This is a genomic window from Pseudothauera hydrothermalis (assembly GCF_003345255.1).
In the GTDB taxonomy this organism is placed as follows: Bacteria; Pseudomonadota; Gammaproteobacteria; order Burkholderiales; family Rhodocyclaceae; genus Pseudothauera; species Pseudothauera hydrothermalis.
Genome location: NZ_CP029331.1, coordinates 2714063 through 2731047, shown reverse-complemented (window position 1 = coordinate 2731047; position 16985 = coordinate 2714063). Strand labels below are relative to the sequence as shown.

At 58.2% G+C, this 16985-nt stretch carries 16 protein-coding genes; 10 read left to right on the top strand and 6 right to left on the bottom strand.

Features of this window, described 5'->3' with window-relative positions; genetic code table 11:
- Positions 1–89: 89 nt before the first annotated feature.
- The 10 genes from DIE29_RS13015 to DIE29_RS12970 all read left to right on the top strand — a co-directional run bounded on the left by DIE29_RS13015 (position 90) and on the right by DIE29_RS12970 (position 8895).
- Positions 90–1259 carry a pyridoxal phosphate-dependent aminotransferase gene (locus tag DIE29_RS13015; RefSeq protein WP_114650103.1) on the top strand — a complete coding sequence of 390 codons (1170 nt, stop codon included), beginning with the start codon at positions 90–92 and terminating at the stop codon, positions 1257–1259.
- A gap of 84 nt (positions 1260–1343) precedes the next feature.
- Complete coding sequence (locus DIE29_RS13010) at positions 1344–1586, top strand: PP0621 family protein (protein ID WP_114650102.1); 243 nt, start codon at positions 1344–1346, stop codon at positions 1584–1586.
- A gap of 12 nt (positions 1587–1598) precedes the next feature.
- Entirely contained in the window at positions 1599–3152 is a 1554-nt protein-coding gene (locus DIE29_RS13005; protein ID WP_205409740.1) for a sensor histidine kinase, read from the top strand.
- Positions 3149–4528 (top strand): sigma-54-dependent transcriptional regulator, encoded by a 1380-nt coding sequence (locus DIE29_RS13000; RefSeq protein ID WP_114650100.1) that lies wholly within the window; start codon positions 3149–3151, stop codon positions 4526–4528. The genes DIE29_RS13005 and DIE29_RS13000 overlap by 4 nt, the downstream gene beginning before the upstream one ends.
- A 405-nt stretch (positions 4529–4933) precedes the next feature.
- Positions 4934–5680, top strand: coding sequence for a class I SAM-dependent methyltransferase (locus DIE29_RS12995; RefSeq protein ID WP_108080784.1), 747 nt, complete (start codon positions 4934–4936; stop codon positions 5678–5680).
- Entirely contained in the window at positions 5677–6810 is a 1134-nt protein-coding gene (locus DIE29_RS12990) for a glycosyltransferase (protein ID WP_108080783.1), read from the top strand. Before DIE29_RS12995 ends, DIE29_RS12990 begins: the two co-directional genes overlap by 4 nt.
- A gap of 189 nt (positions 6811–6999) precedes the next feature.
- Positions 7000–7152, top strand: a complete 153-nt coding sequence (locus DIE29_RS12985) for a hypothetical protein (protein ID WP_237269462.1) — start codon at positions 7000–7002, stop codon at positions 7150–7152.
- 15 nt (positions 7153–7167) lie between these two features.
- Positions 7168–8202 (top strand): IS630 family transposase, encoded by a 1035-nt coding sequence (locus DIE29_RS12980; protein ID WP_114649170.1) that lies wholly within the window; start codon positions 7168–7170, stop codon positions 8200–8202.
- A gap of 22 nt (positions 8203–8224) precedes the next feature.
- Positions 8225–8398 (top strand): methyltransferase domain-containing protein, encoded by a 174-nt coding sequence (locus tag DIE29_RS15010; protein ID WP_114650098.1) that lies wholly within the window; start codon positions 8225–8227, stop codon positions 8396–8398.
- Positions 8395–8895, top strand: a complete 501-nt coding sequence (locus DIE29_RS12970; RefSeq protein WP_159074649.1) for an acyltransferase — start codon at positions 8395–8397, stop codon at positions 8893–8895. The genes DIE29_RS15010 and DIE29_RS12970 overlap by 4 nt, the downstream gene beginning before the upstream one ends.
- 80 nt (positions 8896–8975) lie before the next feature.
- Here DIE29_RS12970 and DIE29_RS12965 read toward each other — a convergent pair whose 3' ends face one another.
- The 6 genes from DIE29_RS12965 to asnB all read right to left on the bottom strand — a co-directional run bounded on the left by DIE29_RS12965 (position 8976) and on the right by asnB (position 16985).
- Complete coding sequence (locus DIE29_RS12965) at positions 8976–9953, bottom strand: lysylphosphatidylglycerol synthase domain-containing protein (protein ID WP_108080780.1); 978 nt, start codon at positions 9951–9953, stop codon at positions 8976–8978.
- Positions 9950–11110, bottom strand: a complete 1161-nt coding sequence (locus tag DIE29_RS12960; protein ID WP_108080779.1) for a DegT/DnrJ/EryC1/StrS family aminotransferase — start codon at positions 11108–11110, stop codon at positions 9950–9952. The genes DIE29_RS12965 and DIE29_RS12960 overlap by 4 nt, the downstream gene beginning before the upstream one ends.
- A gap of 234 nt (positions 11111–11344) precedes the next feature.
- The gene (locus tag DIE29_RS12955; RefSeq protein WP_108080778.1) at positions 11345–12211 is read right to left on the bottom strand and encodes a glycosyltransferase family 2 protein; all 867 of its coding nucleotides are present in this window, start codon (positions 12209–12211) and stop codon (positions 11345–11347) included.
- The gene (locus DIE29_RS12950; protein ID WP_162860640.1) at positions 12208–13986 is read right to left on the bottom strand and encodes a hypothetical protein; all 1779 of its coding nucleotides are present in this window, start codon (positions 13984–13986) and stop codon (positions 12208–12210) included. Before DIE29_RS12950 ends, DIE29_RS12955 begins: the two co-directional genes overlap by 4 nt.
- A 611-nt stretch (positions 13987–14597) precedes the next feature.
- Positions 14598–14954, bottom strand: coding sequence for a pilin (locus tag DIE29_RS14945; protein ID WP_114650096.1), 357 nt, complete (start codon positions 14952–14954; stop codon positions 14598–14600).
- Between the two features lie 282 nt (positions 14955–15236).
- Positions 15237–16985: an asparagine synthase (glutamine-hydrolyzing) gene (asnB, locus tag DIE29_RS12940; protein ID WP_237269461.1), complete on the bottom strand. Its 1749-nt coding sequence runs from the start codon at positions 16983–16985 to the stop codon at positions 15237–15239.

The following is a 16985-nucleotide window of genomic DNA, read 5'->3' as shown; positions in this document are numbered from 1 at the left end:
TCTACCAAGCGCGGTGCGGCCGTTTCCAAAGCCCGCCGGCCTCTGCCACAATCGGCGCTCCAGTCCTTCCCGCCGTCGTGCCCGCCGCCATGCCGAATTTTCCTGCCCCGGTCGCCTCGCGTCTGCCCAAGGTCGGCACCACCATCTTCACGGTCATGTCCAGGCTTGCCCAGGAATGCGGCGCCATCAACCTGTCGCAGGGCTATCCCGACTTCAACGCCGAAGACCTGCTGTTCGAGCGCGTCGCGCACTGGATGCGCGCCGGGGCCAACCAGTACCCGCCGATGGCGGGCGTGCCTGCGCTGCGCGAGGCAATCGCGCGCAAGGTCGAGGCGCTCTACGGTGCCGCCTATGACGTGGACAGCGAGATCACCGTGACCGCGGGCGCCACCCAGGCGCTGTTTACCGCGGTGGCGGCGCTGGTGCATCCGGGTGACGAGGTGATCGTCTTCGAGCCGGCATATGACGCCTACGCCCCGGCCATCGAGCTGCAGGGCGGACACGTGGTGCGCATGCGCCTGTCCGCTCCCGACTATCGCCCGGACTGGGCGGCGGTGGCTGCCGCCATCACCCCGCGTACCCGCATGATCATGATCAACTCGCCGCACAACCCCACCGCCACGGTGTGGAGTGCGGACGATATGGCACAGCTGGCCGCGCTCATCCGCAATACCGGCATCGTGGTGGTGTCCGATGAGGTCTATGAGCACATCGTCTTCGACGGCATCCACCATGAGAGCTGCGCCCGCCACCCGGAGCTGGCCGCGCGCAGCCTGATCGTTTCCAGCTTCGGCAAGACCTATCACATCACCGGCTGGAAGGTGGGCTACGTGGTCGGCCCACGCGAGCTGATGGCCGAGTTCCGCAAGGTGCACCAGTTCAACGTGTTCACCGTGAACACCCCGGTGCAGCACGCCCTGGCCGACTACATGGCGGACGCCAGTCGCCACCTCGGCCTGGCCGCCTTCTACCAGGACAAGCGCGACTTTTTCCGCAATGCGCTCTCCGCGTCGGGCTTCGAGCTGCTGCCCTCGCGCGGCACCTATTTCCAGCTTGCGCGCTATCACGCGCTTTCCGATTTGCCGGACACCGCCTTTTGCGAGTACCTGACCCGCGAGATTGGTGTGGCGGCGATTCCGCTCTCCGCGTTCTTTGCCGATGGCCATGACGAGCGCGTGGTGCGTTTCTGCTTTGCCAAGCAATCCGATACCCTGGCGCGCGCCTGTGAGCGGTTGGTCAAGCTGAATGATGCCCGGTGAGTGCAGCGGGGGCTGCTGGCCGTGCGGCCGGCGCCCCGTGCTACACTGCGCGCGCATGAATGTTCCTGACTGCCGCGTGCTGCCGTGCGCAATCTGCTGATTTTTCTCCTTGCTCTGATCCTTATCTGGTGGGTGCGACGCGCGCTGCAAAGGCCGGGTGCCGGCCGGGCGCGGCAAGGCACCGCCTCGGAGCGTCGGCGCGCGCCGGAGCGCATGCTGGCCTGTGCGCATTGCGGCGTGCATGTGCCAGAAAGCGAAGGCGTGTGGGCGGGCGAGCAGTTCTATTGCTGCGAGGCGCACCGCAAGCTGGGCGCTCGATCGAGCTGAATGGAGCGGGCCATGGCGGCCGGCAGCGGCGAGTTTGACCACGCGCGTCACGCGTCGCTGCGGTATTTCAACCTTTTCCGTCTGATTCTGGCCGGGGCGTTTGTGGTGGCCGGCGAGGAACTCAACCTCGGCAGGCAAGCGCCGCACATCTTTTTTGCGACCTCGGCCACCTATCTTGCCGCGGTACTGCTACTGGGCTTTCCCGACGCGGTGCGACGCATCGGCTTCGACCGCATGGCCAACCTGCAAGGCGTTATCGACATCTGCGTATTGGCCGTGTTGATGTGGGCCAGCGGTGGATATCGCAGCGGCCTGACGGTGCTGATGATGACGATGCTTGCCGGCTCCGGGCTGGTGTCGCGCGAGCGTACGGTACTTTTCCACGCAGCGCTAGCCACCGTGCTGGTGCTGGCGGAAAACGCTTGGCGTTATATTGGCGACGGTACGCCGGCGGATTTCTTTCAGGTCGGCATGGCCTGCGCGGGTTTCTTTGTCATCGCCATCGTTGCCCGCCTGCTGGCCCGCCGAGCCCGGGCCAACGAATCGCTGGCTGCGCGTCGCGGCGCCGAACTGGCCAGCCAGCAGGCCGTCAACGAGCGCATCATCCGCGACATGCAAGATGGCGTGATCGTGCTCGACGCCGACGGGCGCATCCGCCACGCCAACCCGCGCGCATCTGAATTGCTGGGCAGGGCGCTGCCCGAAGGCGCCTTACTGGCCGAGCTGGACCCCACCCTGTTGGCCTGTATGCTGCAAGGCGATTGCGGACAAACCGGGTTGGTTCGCGTCGGGCGTGCCGGCCGCAGTGTGCGTTGCCGCATGGTCGGCGCCGGCAACGGTGCGGACGGCAGTGCCGACACCGTGATCTACCTGACCGATTTTGAAGAAATCCAGCGCCAGATCCAGCAGTCGAAGCTCGCCGCGTTGGGCCGGCTGACCGCCAGCATGGCGCACGAAATCCGCAATCCGCTGTCGGCGGTGGCCCAGGCGGCGGAGCTATTGGAAGAAGAAAAGCGCGCCGACATGCAGGCGCGCCTGATCCGTATCATCAACGACAACACCCGCCGCATCGAACGCATGGTGCGCGACGTGCTTGCACTTGGCCGGCGTGACCAAGTACTGCCCGACGCCATCGCATTGCGTGAGTTCGTCATCGCCTTGGTTGAGGAATCCTGCCTGGGGCGCGACGATGAGCGCCTGATCTACCGGGTCGACATCGATCCGGCACTCACCTTTGCGGCCGATCGCGCACACTTGCAACAGATTCTCGCCAATCTGACCGGAAACGCACGGCGCTATTGCAGCGGCAATCCAGGAGCCATCCGGTTATGGGCCCATGCGCCCCAGCCCGGCACCGTGGTTTTGCACGTGGTCGACGATGGCCCCGGTATTGCGCCGGGCGACCGCGCTAAAATCTTTGAACCCTTCTTTACTTCCCATCCCAAGGGAACGGGGCTGGGTCTGTACATTGCCCGCGAACTGGCCGAAGCCAACGGCGCAGTGCTGGAACTGGCGCAAAGCGACACCGGCGCCCACTTCATCCTAGTAGGGCGGAGTACACCATGATCAACGAAGACCGCAGGGCTCCCCCGCGCGCCGCCGATGTGTTGGTGGTCGATGACGAAGACGACATCCGCGAACTGATCGAACTGTCATTGCTGCGCATGGGCTTGGCCTGCGACACTGCCGGCTCGGTGGGCGAGGCACGCGCGCTGTTGGCGGCGCGCCGCTACCGCCTGTGCCTGACCGACATGCGTCTGCCCGATGGCGACGGGCTGGAACTGGTCGAATACATCCAGTGCCACCAGCCTGGCTCACAAGTGGCGGTGATTACCGCCTATGGCTGCATCGACACCGCCATTCGCGCGCTCAAACTGGGCGCCTTCGACTTCGTTACCAAACCGGTGGAACTCAAGCGGCTGCGCCAGCTGGTCGCCCATGCCTTGCGCAGCCCCGCCGAAAATACGCTGGATGCCGGCGGGCGTCAGCTCATTGGCCGGTCGGCCGCGCTCGAACAACTGCGTGGTCAAGTCGTCAAGCTGGCGCGTAACCAGGCGCCGGTTTTCATTTATGGCGAATCGGGCACCGGCAAGGAGGTCATCGCCCGCCTGATCCACACGCTGGGCCCACGCGCAGGCGGTCCCTTCGTGCCGGTCAATTGCGGCGCCATCTCGCCCGAGCTGATGGAAAGCGAGTTCTTTGGCCATAAAAAGGGCAGCTTTACCGGTGCCGCCAGCGACAAACAGGGCCTGTTTCAGGCCGCCCACGGCGGCACCTTGTTTCTGGACGAGGTTGCCGAACTGCCGCTTGCCATGCAGGTGAAGCTCTTGCGTGCCATTCAGGAGCGCGCCGTGCGCCCAGTGGGTGCGCATGGCGAAGAACCGGTGGATGTACGCATTCTGTCCGCTTCGCACCGCGACCTGGCCCAATTGGTGGCCGACAACCGCTTTCGCCAAGACCTCTACTTTCGCATCAACGTCATCACCCTGCGGGTGCCGCCCTTACGCGAACGCCCGGAAGACATTCCGGACCTGGCCGCTCATGTGCTGGCCCGTCTGGCCGAGCGCGAAGGCACCGCCCCGCGCCGCCTGTCGCCTGCCGCGCTGGCGGCCCTTCAGCAGTACGCCTTCCCGGGCAATGTGCGCGAGCTGGAAAACCTTCTGGAGCGTGCCTGCGCCTTGTGTGAGGGCGACGAAATCGGACCGCAGGACGTCGATCTCTATCCAACCGAAGGCTTGCTGCGTGCTATGCAGCGCCCGGACACTGGTGAATTCGAATCTCGCGCCGAGCCGCGCGCGCTGGACGAAGATAACGATGACGAACGCATCCGGGTGCTGCGTATGTTGGATGAAACCCGTTGGAACCGCTCCGCGGCGGCGCGCCGCTTGGGGATGACCCTGCGGCAGCTACGCTACCGGTTGCAGAAGTGGGGGATGGAGTAAGTCGATGAGAAGGGGGGCGGGCGCGAACGCTGGACGGCGATTCATTGCTAGAGCGCGTGCACGCGGTCGTGCTGCTCCGTTAATTCCGGGGGGATTGCCAGGGCAGGCCGATCAATTGTAGCGGTTAGACGGCAAAGTCGGTGCGGGCGTGACGGCACTAGGTGTTGGGTTTTCCAGTACCTCGTTGATATCGACACAGCAAGTCGTTCGCTCACCACGCCCGACACCTTATTCCTATCCGGTGGATGCTGAACAAAATTCACCGTCTGGAGCAACTCGGTTACCTTCACACTATGGATACCTGGCGAACTTTGCGCGAGATTTGCAACCGCCTCACCCTATAACTCATCCAAATGGTGCCAGACGGAACGCCCCGAGTAACCCTTCTACGAGTCGGAGTCACCGGTGATTTGTAAACAAATATCATTAGAAAAGCATCTTAAGCTGTATCTGCAAGGCTTGCGCAGGACCCCTGTTCATCCGCAATGGCTAGTATTTCTCTACGCACACAACACGGTTGCCGGGTTTTTACGACAATTGGATGGTATCGTCCTCGATATCGGCTGCGGTAATCGCTGGATAGAGCGCGAACTCAGTCACCACTGCTATTACGTGGGTCTTGACTATCCCGGTACCGTCGCTTTGGGGTATCAAGGTAGGCCGCACTTATTCGGTGACGGTCAGAGCCTGCCTATTAAGGATGCAAGTGTTGAGGCCGTTGTCATGTTGGATGTGCTCGAGCACATTCCCAAACCAGCAAAAGCGCTTGCAGAAGCCAAGCGGGTACTCAAGCCCGGTGGAACCCTTGTCATCCAAGTGCCCTTTCTCTATCCGCTTCATGATGAGCCCTATGACTTTCAGCGTTGGACTGAGCATGGGCTGAACGAACTCATGCAAAACCACGGATTGGAATGCCAGCGAATCGAGAGCCAAGGCGCCCCGATCGAAACAGCCGCAGCACTGGGTGCCATCGCCCTGGCCAAGGCGATGCTGGATGCTCTGACCAACAAGCGCATCAGCCTGTTGCTCGCCCCCTTGCTCATCAGCGCCATACCGTTACTTAACATCGGCGGCTGGTTGCTAGCCAGACTCACGCCCAGTAGCCGCCTCATGCCCCTTAGTTACCTCGTCCTGGCGAAAAAGCTCCAATGAAATCCCTCCTTCTGGTCACCACCAGTTACCCGGTTCGGGGCGAAGGGGAAGCCGCAGCCGGCACCTTTGTGCGCGACTTTGCCCACGCCTTGCGGCGCGAAGGTCTGGCAGTCAGCCTGGCGGCGCCCGCCGAGCGACCCAGTGAAGGAGAAGAACAGGGCTTGTGGGTCAAACGCTTCAAAGTGCCCCGACTGCCACTTTCCCTGCTCAAGCCTCTGCGCCCGACCGATTGGGCAGCCATTTACCAAACCCTCAGCGCTGGCGCGCAGGCGGTCGACCGAATCTGCCAGCAACGCAGACCGGACCACATCCTGGCGCTTTGGGCCTTGCCCAGCGGCGCTTGGGCACGAGCTGCCGCCAAAATATACGGCATGGGCTACAGCACATGGGCACTGGGAAGCGACATCTGGACACTGGGCAAAATCCCCCTGCTGCGGCACTATCTAGGTAGCGTCCTCCAGAACGCAACACACCGCTTTGCCGACGGCTACCAACTGGCTGCGGATGTAGAAGCCTTGGCGGGCAAGCCGTGTGCCTTTTTGCCCAGCAGTCGAGACTTCGGCGACCCACTACCGCGAAGGCCCAGAGAGACTCCCCCGTACCGGCTCGCGTTTTTGGGCCGCTGGCACCCCAACAAGGGTATCGATCTACTCATCGAAGCCCTAAAACTACTTGACGACGAGACTTGGGCGCACATCGAGATGGTTCGAATTCATGGTGGTGGGCCACTAGAGCAAGAGGTTCGACACGGTGGGCACGCCCTGGAAAAGGCTGGACGTCCCATCCAGATTGGTGGTTACCTCGATCTTGCCGGAGCGCGGGAACTGTTCAACTGGACTGACTTTGTTCTCATCCCCTCCCGCATCGAAAGCATCCCGGTGATATTTTCCGACGCCATGCAGGCGTGCCGCCCGGTGATCGCCACCCCGGTGGGGGATCTGCCACGGCTGGTCAATTCCCTGAAATGCGGCCATTTGACAGAAGCGGTGACAGCCGCAGGCATTGCTACAGGCATCAGCCGAGCGGTAGAAAGATCGGCCGGCACGTCTGCAACAGTGCTCGCTGAGGCCGCCAAAGGCTTTCAGGTGCAAACGGCCGCCAGAACCCTGCGCAATACCCTGGAGAGTTGATGTAAAAGAACCCCGACGTAACCTCGCAAGACCGCGCTGGGGCAGTCAGGACCGGCCGCAAAAGGCCGAAGCCATCTTGCGCACCCTACCGCACTTCGCCGGCCCGCGTATCGGCAAAGGACAATGGGGGACCTGGGTTACGGCGTTGGTGGCATTGCCGCCGCCCTGGTGCCGAGAGTGGAACGCATCATGGGACTGGAGCCGGAACGCTGGCAACGCTGGGAGAACTTTCAGCGCCAACATCCCAACCTCAGTTTTCTACAAGAAAGCGTTGAAAACCTGAGCCTGGCAGATGCCGGCAAAGATGTGGTTACTGAGTTTCCCATAAGTAGTGTCATGTGAGCGATAATATGGCCTATGAAATGCAAACGACTTTCCGACGGCCGAGCTCTCGATCATCACACCTTGCAGGTCATGCGGCAGCAGGCCGTCAAAGCGGTACGTGACGGGCAGACGGTGCAAAGCGTCGCGGCGGCGTATGGCGTGAATGAGCGCAGCGTTTTCCGGTGGCTCGCCGATTTTGCCAATGGCGGACAGAACGCATTGCTCGCCAAGCCGATTCCGGGACGCCCGAGCAAACTCAGCGCCGAGGAGCTTTCGTGGATTGCCAATGCGGTTCGTGACCACAACCCGCAGCAGTTCAAGTTCGAGTTCGGCTTGTGGACGCTGTCTCTGATTCGTCACTTGATCAAACGCCAATTCAAGAAAGAGCTGTCGGTCTCCTCGGTTCACCGCCTGATGAAGATCCTGGGTTTCAGCGCCCAGAAGCCGCTCTACCAGGCGTGGCAGCAAGACCCCGTCCTGGTGCGCACTTGGGAGACGGAGACCTACCCCGCGATTCGCGCTGAAGCCAAGCGGCTCGGAGCAACGATCTACTTTGGCGACGAGTCGGGCATCCGCTCGGACTACCACACCGGCACGACTTGGGCGCCACAAGGCCGGACGCCGGTGGTGCAGGCGACGGGTCGGCGCTTCTCGCTGAACATGATCTCGGCCGTCGGCACGCAGGGCGAATTTCGGTTCATGCTGCATGAGGGCTCGGTCGGTGCGAAAGTGTTCGTCGAGTTCCTCAAGCGCTTGATGCTCAATGCCGAGAAACCGGTCTTTCTGATCGTCGATGGTCATCCGATTCACAAGGCAAAGATGGTCAAGAGCTACATCGAGAGCTTGGACGGCAAGCTCAAGTTGTTCTATTTGCCGCCTTACTCGCCGCAGCTGAACCCGGACGAAACAGTCTGGGCTCATGTGAAGCGGAAGGTTTCGAGCCAGTTGGTCGAGAGCGCCGAGGAGATGAAGCGACTCGCACTCCGTGCTTTGCGTAGCATCCAGAAGCTCCCCGAACTCGTGAAGTCATTTTTTAGGCAGCCAGAGTGCCGCTATATCCTGGGCTGACACTACTTATTGAAAAGTTAGTATTTCTAATCAGGTATGCGAGCATGTTCCGGTCCATCAGCGGCTGATGAATGAGACTCACCGCGTATTGAAAACAGGCGGTTCGCTATTTAGCCATGCTTATGGTGAGTGTTACATTCACCTCACCAGGAAAACAAGATTAGCACTATACTGGTCTAGGTTATGCGATCTATGAAAAAAGCTTTTTATATGTTTATCGAATTAATTCTTAGGGTTGTAATTAGCCCTTATTTTCGTGCATCAGTTTTGCGTATATTTGGCGCAAAAATTGGTAGAAATGTACGAATATATGAAATTAAATTGATCAATCTTGATAGTGGTTTCTCTAACTTGGAGGTTGGGAGTGATGTTCATATAGGAACTGGTTGTTGTATCGACCTAAAGGCTCGTGTCAATATAGGCGATGGCACAGTAATATCGCCGAACGTTACTATTTTGACTCACTCCGATCCTGGGAGTTACCACGGGTCACCAATTTGTAACTTCTTTCCGCCATTTGAAGCCGAAGTTTTAATTAAGGAGCACTGCTGGATTGGCGCAAATTCAACAATATTGGCCGGGAGTGTAATCAACGCAAAAGCGGTTGTTGGTGCCTGCAGTTTGGTAAGAGGAAAGCTCGATGGGGACTCATTATATATTGGCGTTCCGGTGAAAAAGGTTAAGAGTTTATAGTAAATCGACCGGAGTTGGTTGGTGACGATTCAAAGCAGTGGAACGATTTTTACTAGTCGCATTGCCTACGTTGATACCAATCAGAACTGCATGCTTCCGTTCTTTTTCTGCCTGTGTGCGAAGAAGATCGCTGGCAATACGATTCCTGCGCTAATAACATCTTGGACTAAATTGATCAAGCGGACCAGCATAGCCACCGAGGCCAATGTTGCAGTGTCGGCCGGAAGTGAAAATGCGTGGCTAAGGCCGATAAAAGCTATTTCTCGGATACCAATCCCGCTAGGCACAATAACTGCGAGGTTTCCGATCACCCATGAAAGAAATACGCTCGCTGTCGCAATAAGTAGGTATTGAGCATTGAAATCTATGGTTGCAGTGAGTAAAACCAAAACGAACGAAGTATAGATTATGGCATGCAAAAAACCAGCCGCGGCAAACGGCTTCCAAGAAAAGCCAAGAACCGATGGTTGGTATTGCCGAAACGTATATTGAGTTCGTTTGTGTAAAAACTTTGCAACAACGCGGGCGAGAAGTGCTTTGGATGAGAGGTGAGAAACTGCAGTGAACGTTACGGCGCCGATCACAATGGCTCCTAGCCACGTGAATTGCGCGATCAGAATAGCGACGCCGATGCCTGTCAGGGTGAGCATGATGAACATCGATGTATCAATTCCTGCAACTAGCAGACTGCCTAATCGATTGATTCCAGATAGCTGGGCTTGCATGACGGCCGACCAGACTTTACCCGGTATGTATTTTGCGATCTGCGCGGCGAGTTGGAGCGAAGCCGCGGTGTGGAAGGTGATGCTCACCCCGTGTTGGGCAAGAAAAAGACGAAATGGAAAGCCTGTTATATAGTTAGCTAATATTCCTAGCGCGATCGACAGGCACAGAAGTACAGGGTTTGAATTGGTGATAAGCGCAAGAAGGTCGAGCCAATAACGCCATGCTAGCCAAAGAAGTAGGGTGCCAGCAGTCGTTCCAAGCGCAACGCGAAAAATTCTGCTATTTGTCAGGGCTTCTTGCGCACGTTCGATAAGTACTTGTACTTTTCTCACAGTTTAAGGAATGCGGCGAGAACTTCTAAAATCACTTGATTTGTTAGCGTCGTTTCTAGCTTCGCAGATAACGGTAGACTCACCGTTTCCCGTCCGACAAGCATTGCATTAGGCCACTGCTCCGGACGCCAGCCATAGCGTTGCTGGTAGTAAGGATGTTCGGCGATGGAAAGGTAATGCACTCCTGTACCGATCCCCCTTTCATGCATCCGCTGCAAAAAGCCATCCCTCGAAATGCCGCTGCGTTCTTCATCGATCAGTAACGTGTAGAGATGATAGGCATGCCGAGTGTCAGGCTCCGGCTCCTGAGGTCGGGTGACCGGTAGATTGGCAAAGGCTTGTTGATAACGGTTCCAGATGGCCTGGCGTTTCAGCCAATTTTCCTCGACGCGGGCTAGTTGATGGATGCCCAGCGCGGCTTGCAGGTCCATCATGTTGTACTTGAAACCGCACTCCACCACTTGATAGTGCTTATAACCGCTGTCGCTGAAGCGGCGCCAGGCGTCCTTGCTCATGCCGTGCAGGGCCAGGGTCTTGATACGGGCAATGTCTTCCTCCCGCTTCGCGATGACCATGCCGCCCTCGCCAGTGGCAACGTTTTTGGTGACATAGAAGCTGAAGCAGCCGAAATCGCCAAAGGTGCCGGTTTTCTGGCCCTTGTATTCGCTCTCGATGGCGTGGGCGCAGTCTTCGATGACCTTCAGATTGTGACGCCGGGCGATGTCCATGATGGCGTGCATGTCGCAGGGGCGGCCAGCGAAATGCACGGGAAGGATGGCGCGGGTGCGCGGGGTGATGCGGCGTTCGATGTCGGCAGGGTCAATGTTCCAGGTGTAGGGATCGATGTCAGCCAATACCGGGGTGCCGCCGGCATGGATGATGGCGTTGACGGTGGCGCAGAAGGTCATGGCGGTGGTGATGACCTCATCGCCCGGCTGGATACCCGCAGCGATCATGCTTAGGTGAAGCGCGGCCGTGCAGGAATTCACCGCTGCGACAAAATGCTCATCCACACCCTTGTAGGAAGCGAATTCCCGCTCGAAGCGTGCGACCTTAGGGCCCGTACCAAGCCATCCCCTGTGAAGGCTATCGACGACCTCGTCAATTTCCGCTTGCCGAATATCAGGAGCGCCGAAGATCAAGTACTTATCGGTCATTATTTATTTCAGAGTCGCAACGGAATAAAATTGAGCTATCGATTATTGCGCCGCGCCACTAAGAATATCAGAAGCCTAAACTCAGTATAGAAAAATTTAGCAGTGATCGCCTTTCAGTTTGGCTTTGATGTTGCCTTTTCGTTATGGTGCCGACTCGTGTAGGAAAATACCGCTTCGAAAATGCCTGAGTTGTTCGAGATTGCTTAGCATTTGAAAAAGAGTTAATAAACTAGCCTAGTTATCGCTGTGGTTATTCTTATACATCAGCGTAGTAATTTGTTCTGAAAGCAACCCCATTAAGAATACAATCACGCTAGCACTCATCAAGAATGCGCTCATGTTCGTAAAACGCCCCTGAGTGGCGTAGGTATGGGCGTACCATCCCAGCCCCGAGACAAAAAAACTGAGCGCCACCGGCCCGAAGAGTTTGAGGGGCGAGTAAAGCGTGGCGATCTTGAAAATGATTAGCAGAAAGCGAACGCCGTCGCGTAGCGGCCGGATATGGCTCTTACCGACTCGCTTGTGGGCAGTGATTGGTAGGTAGGCCACCGGATAGCCGCTGCGGAAAAAGGCCATAGTGATCGTCGTGGGGTAAGAGAAGCCGTTGGGGAGTAAATAGAGAAAGTTCCTAAACTTGGCTGCGCGTACCGCTCGAAAGCCGGAGGTCAAGTCGGCGATACGATGTCCGGCCATGTAGCTGGCCAGCCGATTGTAGAGCCGATTGGCAAGCCCGCGGCCGATGCTTGCCTGGGAGGCGCACCCGCGGGCACCCACCGCCATGTCGTAGCCCTCTTCGAGCTTGGCAAGGAGCCGCGGGATGTCGGCGGGGTCGTGCTGGCCGTCGGCGTCCATGAAGACGAGCACCTCGCCGTTGGCCTCGCGAGCGCCGCTTTTGATTGCCGCACCGTTGCCTATGCCATAGGGGTGGCGGATGACATGCGCGCCTGCCGCTTCTGCAACGGCCGCCGTATCGTCGGTCGAACCGTCGTCGACCACGATGATGTCAGGAGACGGCACGGCGGCAAAAATTCGTGGCAATAAGCTTTTAAGCGCGGCCGACTCGTTGCGAGCAGGGAGAATGATCGTAACTCTCGGACTCATGGTGCAGCGGAGATAAACTTTCCTTGGGTACGAGCATAAGCTTGTAGCTCGTTGATCCACTCGTCGTAGGAGCTTTCTTTCAGGTCCGTGAACATCTGCAGGACGGCTGGGTCGTCGATCTTGCCTACCCGTATAACATCACGCATATATTCGATGGCTTGTTCCGGGTCGGTGGTGTAGTTATGGATGAAATACGCGATATTCAGATAGTCGCGCGCGGAAAAAGTAGTCCGGGAGGTAATCACTTTGATTGCGTCGGCAACGCGATCTGGGTCGAGTCGAAGCTGTGTCTGTCCGGTGCTGTTGCTAATTAGGCTCCAAATGATTTGTTTTGTTCCGGGTGTTATGGTGACCGTTTTGAGCCGTTTCAGTAAATTCTCCCAGTCTGCAGGGCTAAGGGTGCCTTGCAATCCTTTATATATCACGATGTTCGTCTGAGAGATTGCATCGTAGCCCAATGCGTGACCAACGGTGCAGGTATCGATGGCTTTCTGGAGCATTGGGTGATCGGGTTGCCCCTTGCTAAGATCGTAATACCGATTGCACAAGTCAACCCAAGCGCGGGCCGAATCGGGGGCGATGTTTGCGTGATACTGCGCGAGTCTCATGCCGTCGCTCCATTGGTAGGCCCGATAGATAGTGGCAGTGCCGGCCGCTAAAATAATTGCCGTCAGCGTTCCCCCAAGTGCAACAACACTCGACCGACTGGATATTTGAGAGGGTTGAAAAATAGTGCGCAAAATATCGGCCCCCACCAGGCAGAGGCCAGCAAGCGGGAGGTGGTTGCGATGTTCAAAGACGAGCTCTAACGGAATGATGGTGGACGTCAACGCATGGCCGGCGAAAAACCACAAGATTCCGAGCGCACGCAGGGGATAATCATGGCGAGCCCGCCAAGCGTAATGTAGCAACCAGAGAATACCAAGCAACGCCGGTAAAGTCGTGATTGGATTGACGAGGCTGCGCGAGATGGGGTAGTAATCGTAATAAAAAGTAAGATAATCCGGGTGCGGTAAAACTATCTGAAATATGTAAAGCCATAAGACACGGGTTTGTGTGAGTAGGCGCTCGATGGTATTGAAGTCGCGGCCTGGGTAAGGGGTAGTAGTGCCAAAGTAGGGCAGCGCGACTGATAGAAACAGTAGAACACTTGCGATTCCGAGTAACAAATAGGTGCCACGCCAAATTTTTGCTATTTGTGCGGACTTGGCCGCGAATTTGAGTAGGGTTAGCTCGATGATGGCTGTGTAAAGGGGGAGCAGGATTGCGTCCTCTTTCGATAAAAAAGCCAAACCTGCCCATAGAAATGTGAGTAGAAAGCTGCGCCGGCTGGCGTGCCCTGATATTTGCGCGATGCGCGTGTTGAGGTAGGTGGTGATCGCCAGTAAGGTAAAGAGCGTCGACAGAATCTGCATGCGCTGGACGGCATACAGAACGGTGGAAACGTGTAGTGGGTGGAGGGCCCACAGGGCGGCTATGGCAACGGCGATCCATCCGACGTGTTCGTTGCGGTTCCAGGCGAGGGTCAAAATTTTGCGGAACAGCGCTGCAAGAACCACTGCGCAGGCTGCGTGCAGTGCGATGTTGGTGGCTTTGAACGCCTCGGGCTCAAGCCCGCCGCGCCAATAGTCGAGCATGAAGGTCAGCATCGCTAGAGAACGCGTGCCTCCGCCGGGCTGGAAGCTGTAGACAGCGTAGAGAATGGAGTTGAGGTCGCTGGGATTGGCTAGTAAAAGAGCGCCGTTTTTTTCAATATTGGCGTTGTCGTCGAGCACGAAGGCGCCGGGTAGTCCAATTTGGTAAATGACGAAAACCAATGCTGCGAGAGACACCACGAGAGCACAGTCTATTAGGCGGGAACGTGCGTTAAGTGATGTGATTGGCATTGAGGTTAACCTGAGATCGTTTTACCTAGTATGACTTCGAGATACCAATTAATGTGGTCCGTGAGCCGCGGCTACGACCAAACTAAATAACTGGGTTGGCGTCCTAAGTCCTGTTCGACATCGCCAGGCCTAAAACTGCAGGTTGTCGCTCGACGAAATCGGCGATTCTGCGAGTTGGACGGGAGGCATTTATGGACACACTGGCATGGAAATGTCCGGTTAGGGTGTTGGAGTGTGTCCTGAGTGCAGGTTGAAGGGTTTTACTTGGTAGCGTTTTTTGTCGCCTGATCGCTGGCAGTGGCTAGATTTCCGGTCTGGCTGGTAGCATTTGCTGGTTAGCCAAGCTCAGGGTTTGCGTTTCAGCGATTGATATAATGGCAAAAGATGATTTGATTTTAGAGATTATCGAGCTCGGCAGAGTTTTGATTGACTAAAAGGCCGAGCAAGCAGCCCCGAAAAGCCCGCTCACCCGACCTTGGTTGGTAGCACTATTATCGCAATTATTGCAACTGGCAAGCTCCGGTTCCTGCGCTGCAGCGGACGTTACGAAGCAAAGCCGCAGTGCCACGTTGGGGCGTGGTGAAGGTAATGGTCGTGTTGGCAGCGTAGTTAGCGGTTGTGGGCGTTGCACTGATGGCGCTGCATGCGGAAGGCGTATACGTACCTGCAGCAACGTTGTTAGCCAAGTTAGCGACCGCCGCGCCCATGTAAGCCTTGGCTTCACCCAAGCAGGCCGAGTTGGCTGAGCGCTGGGTGTAGTCACGGTATTGCGGCAGCGCAATCGCCGCCAGAATGCCGATGATCGCCACGACGATCATCAGTTCGATGAGGGTAAAACCTTGTTGAACGCGTTTCATGTTTTGGCTCCTATGATGGATAAACAGCCCCTCGTCGAGGGGTTGCTAGCATCATAGCATAAGTCGTGCCAGCGGTTTAGGTGCCGCTGCGAAGCCGGCTTGGGTGCAGGATTTGGGGGATTTGGCGGGGCAGCGGGGGGAGGGTGTGCGGTTTGCAGATGTCAAAAGTTGACGTCAAAATCTGACAAAAATGACAAAAGCATTCAATGGGCGCTACGGCCGTTTGCTCGCTGTCGTCCGCGCCGCTAGGGTTGCCGGTGTTTGGCTGCGGGTTGGTGCGGCTTAGATCCAGGCTAGCGGGTCTTCGTCAGGTGTTGGGCGCAGTCCGGGGTGTTCGATGAATAGGCGGTGCCAGATGGCAAATTGCAGCAGGCACATGATTTCGCGGCTGGCGCTGCGGCCGGCGCGTTGGTCGGCGAACAGGCGGCGCACGCCGGCAAGGTTGAACCATGTTTGGATGGCGGGGCTGGCCGGGAGCTTTTCGGCCAGCGCGTCGAGCACCGGGCCGCGCAGCCACTCGCCGATGGGCACGTGAAAGCCGCGCTTGGGTCGATAGAGGTGATCGGCCGGCAAATGGCGCTCTGCCCAGCGTTTGAGGAATAGCTTGCCTTGGCCGGAGCGGATCTTTAGTTCGTCCGGCAGCGCCAGGCCGAACTCGACAATGCGGTGGTCGAGGAAAGGCACCCGGCCTTCCAGGCCAAAAGCCATCAGCATGCGGTCGGCCTTGAGCAGCAGATTGTCAGGCAAGGCGGTGACCAGATCGGTGTATTGGCAGCGCTGGGTATGGGACCAGTCGGCCGGGGTGTCGCACCAGGCGCCAATGAAGGGGGTGCGTGCGGTGCGCCGTTGCAGCCTCAATTGAGTACCCAGGGCGTCCCGATGGCGTGCTTGCCACTGCCCGCGGGTGCGAAAGCCGCCGGTGCCCGGCGCGCGCAGTTGTTTGAAGAAGCGTGCGACTGGCGATTCGCGGTAGCGTCCGTAGCCTGCAAAGACTTCGTCTCCGCCTTCGCCGGTTAGAACCACTTTGAGTTCCTGACTAGCGTGTTGGGCCAGCAGCGAGGTGGGCAGGCAGGCGTAGTCGCGCATCAGTTCATCGGCAGCCCAAACCATATGGGGGATGCGACGCAAGATGGCGTTGCCATCGACCTCTAAGGCGGTGTGTTCGGTGCCGAAGCGCTGCGCGATGCGGGCGGCGTCATCCAGTTCGTCAGCTTGGCGCACGCCGCGGTAGCCGATGGAGAAGCTGCGGATGGGCTGGTCTTGGTAGCGGTGCAGCATGGCGGCAAGCACTGCGGAGTCTACGCCGCCGGATAGAAACAAGCCGTAGGGCACGTCGGCGCGCATGTGTTCGCGCATGACCTGTTCCATCAGGGTGTCGAATTCGGCGGCGGCGTCTTCAAAGCCTATGCGCCGCGGACGCACGGCGAGCGCGGACCAGTAGCGCCAACGCTGGATTCGCAGGTCGGCATCGATGGCGAGCGCTTCGCCGGGCAGCACGCGGCGGATGCCACGCACACAGGTTTGCTCGCCGCTGCTGAACTGGTTTTCGAGAAACTGTGCCAGGGCACCTTCGTGAATTTGCGGTGGGTGGGGCAGGATCGAGAGCAGGGCTTTGATTTCCGAGGCAAACGCCACACGGTCGGGCAGTTCGACGTAGTACAGCGGCTTGATGCCGAGGCGGTCGCGCGCCAGGATAAGCTGGTTTTGCGCTGCATCGTAGAGCGCAAAGGCAAACATGCCGTGTAGGTGCTGCAGAAAGTCACGCCGGTACACCGCGTAGGCGTGCAAGATGGTTTCGGAGTCCGAAGCGGTTTGAAAGCGGCGCCCTTGCCGGGTCAGCGTGGCGGTGAGTTCGGGGTAGTTGTAAATCTCGCCATTGGCCACCAGGGTGAGTTTACCTGCGGTGTCCGCCAAGGGCTGATGGCCGCCTTGCAGGTCGATGATGGATAAGCGGGTGTGGGCCAGTCCCACCGGGCCGCTGACATGCACCCCGGCATCGTCCGGCCCGCGGTGGCGCAGGGCGTTGGCCAT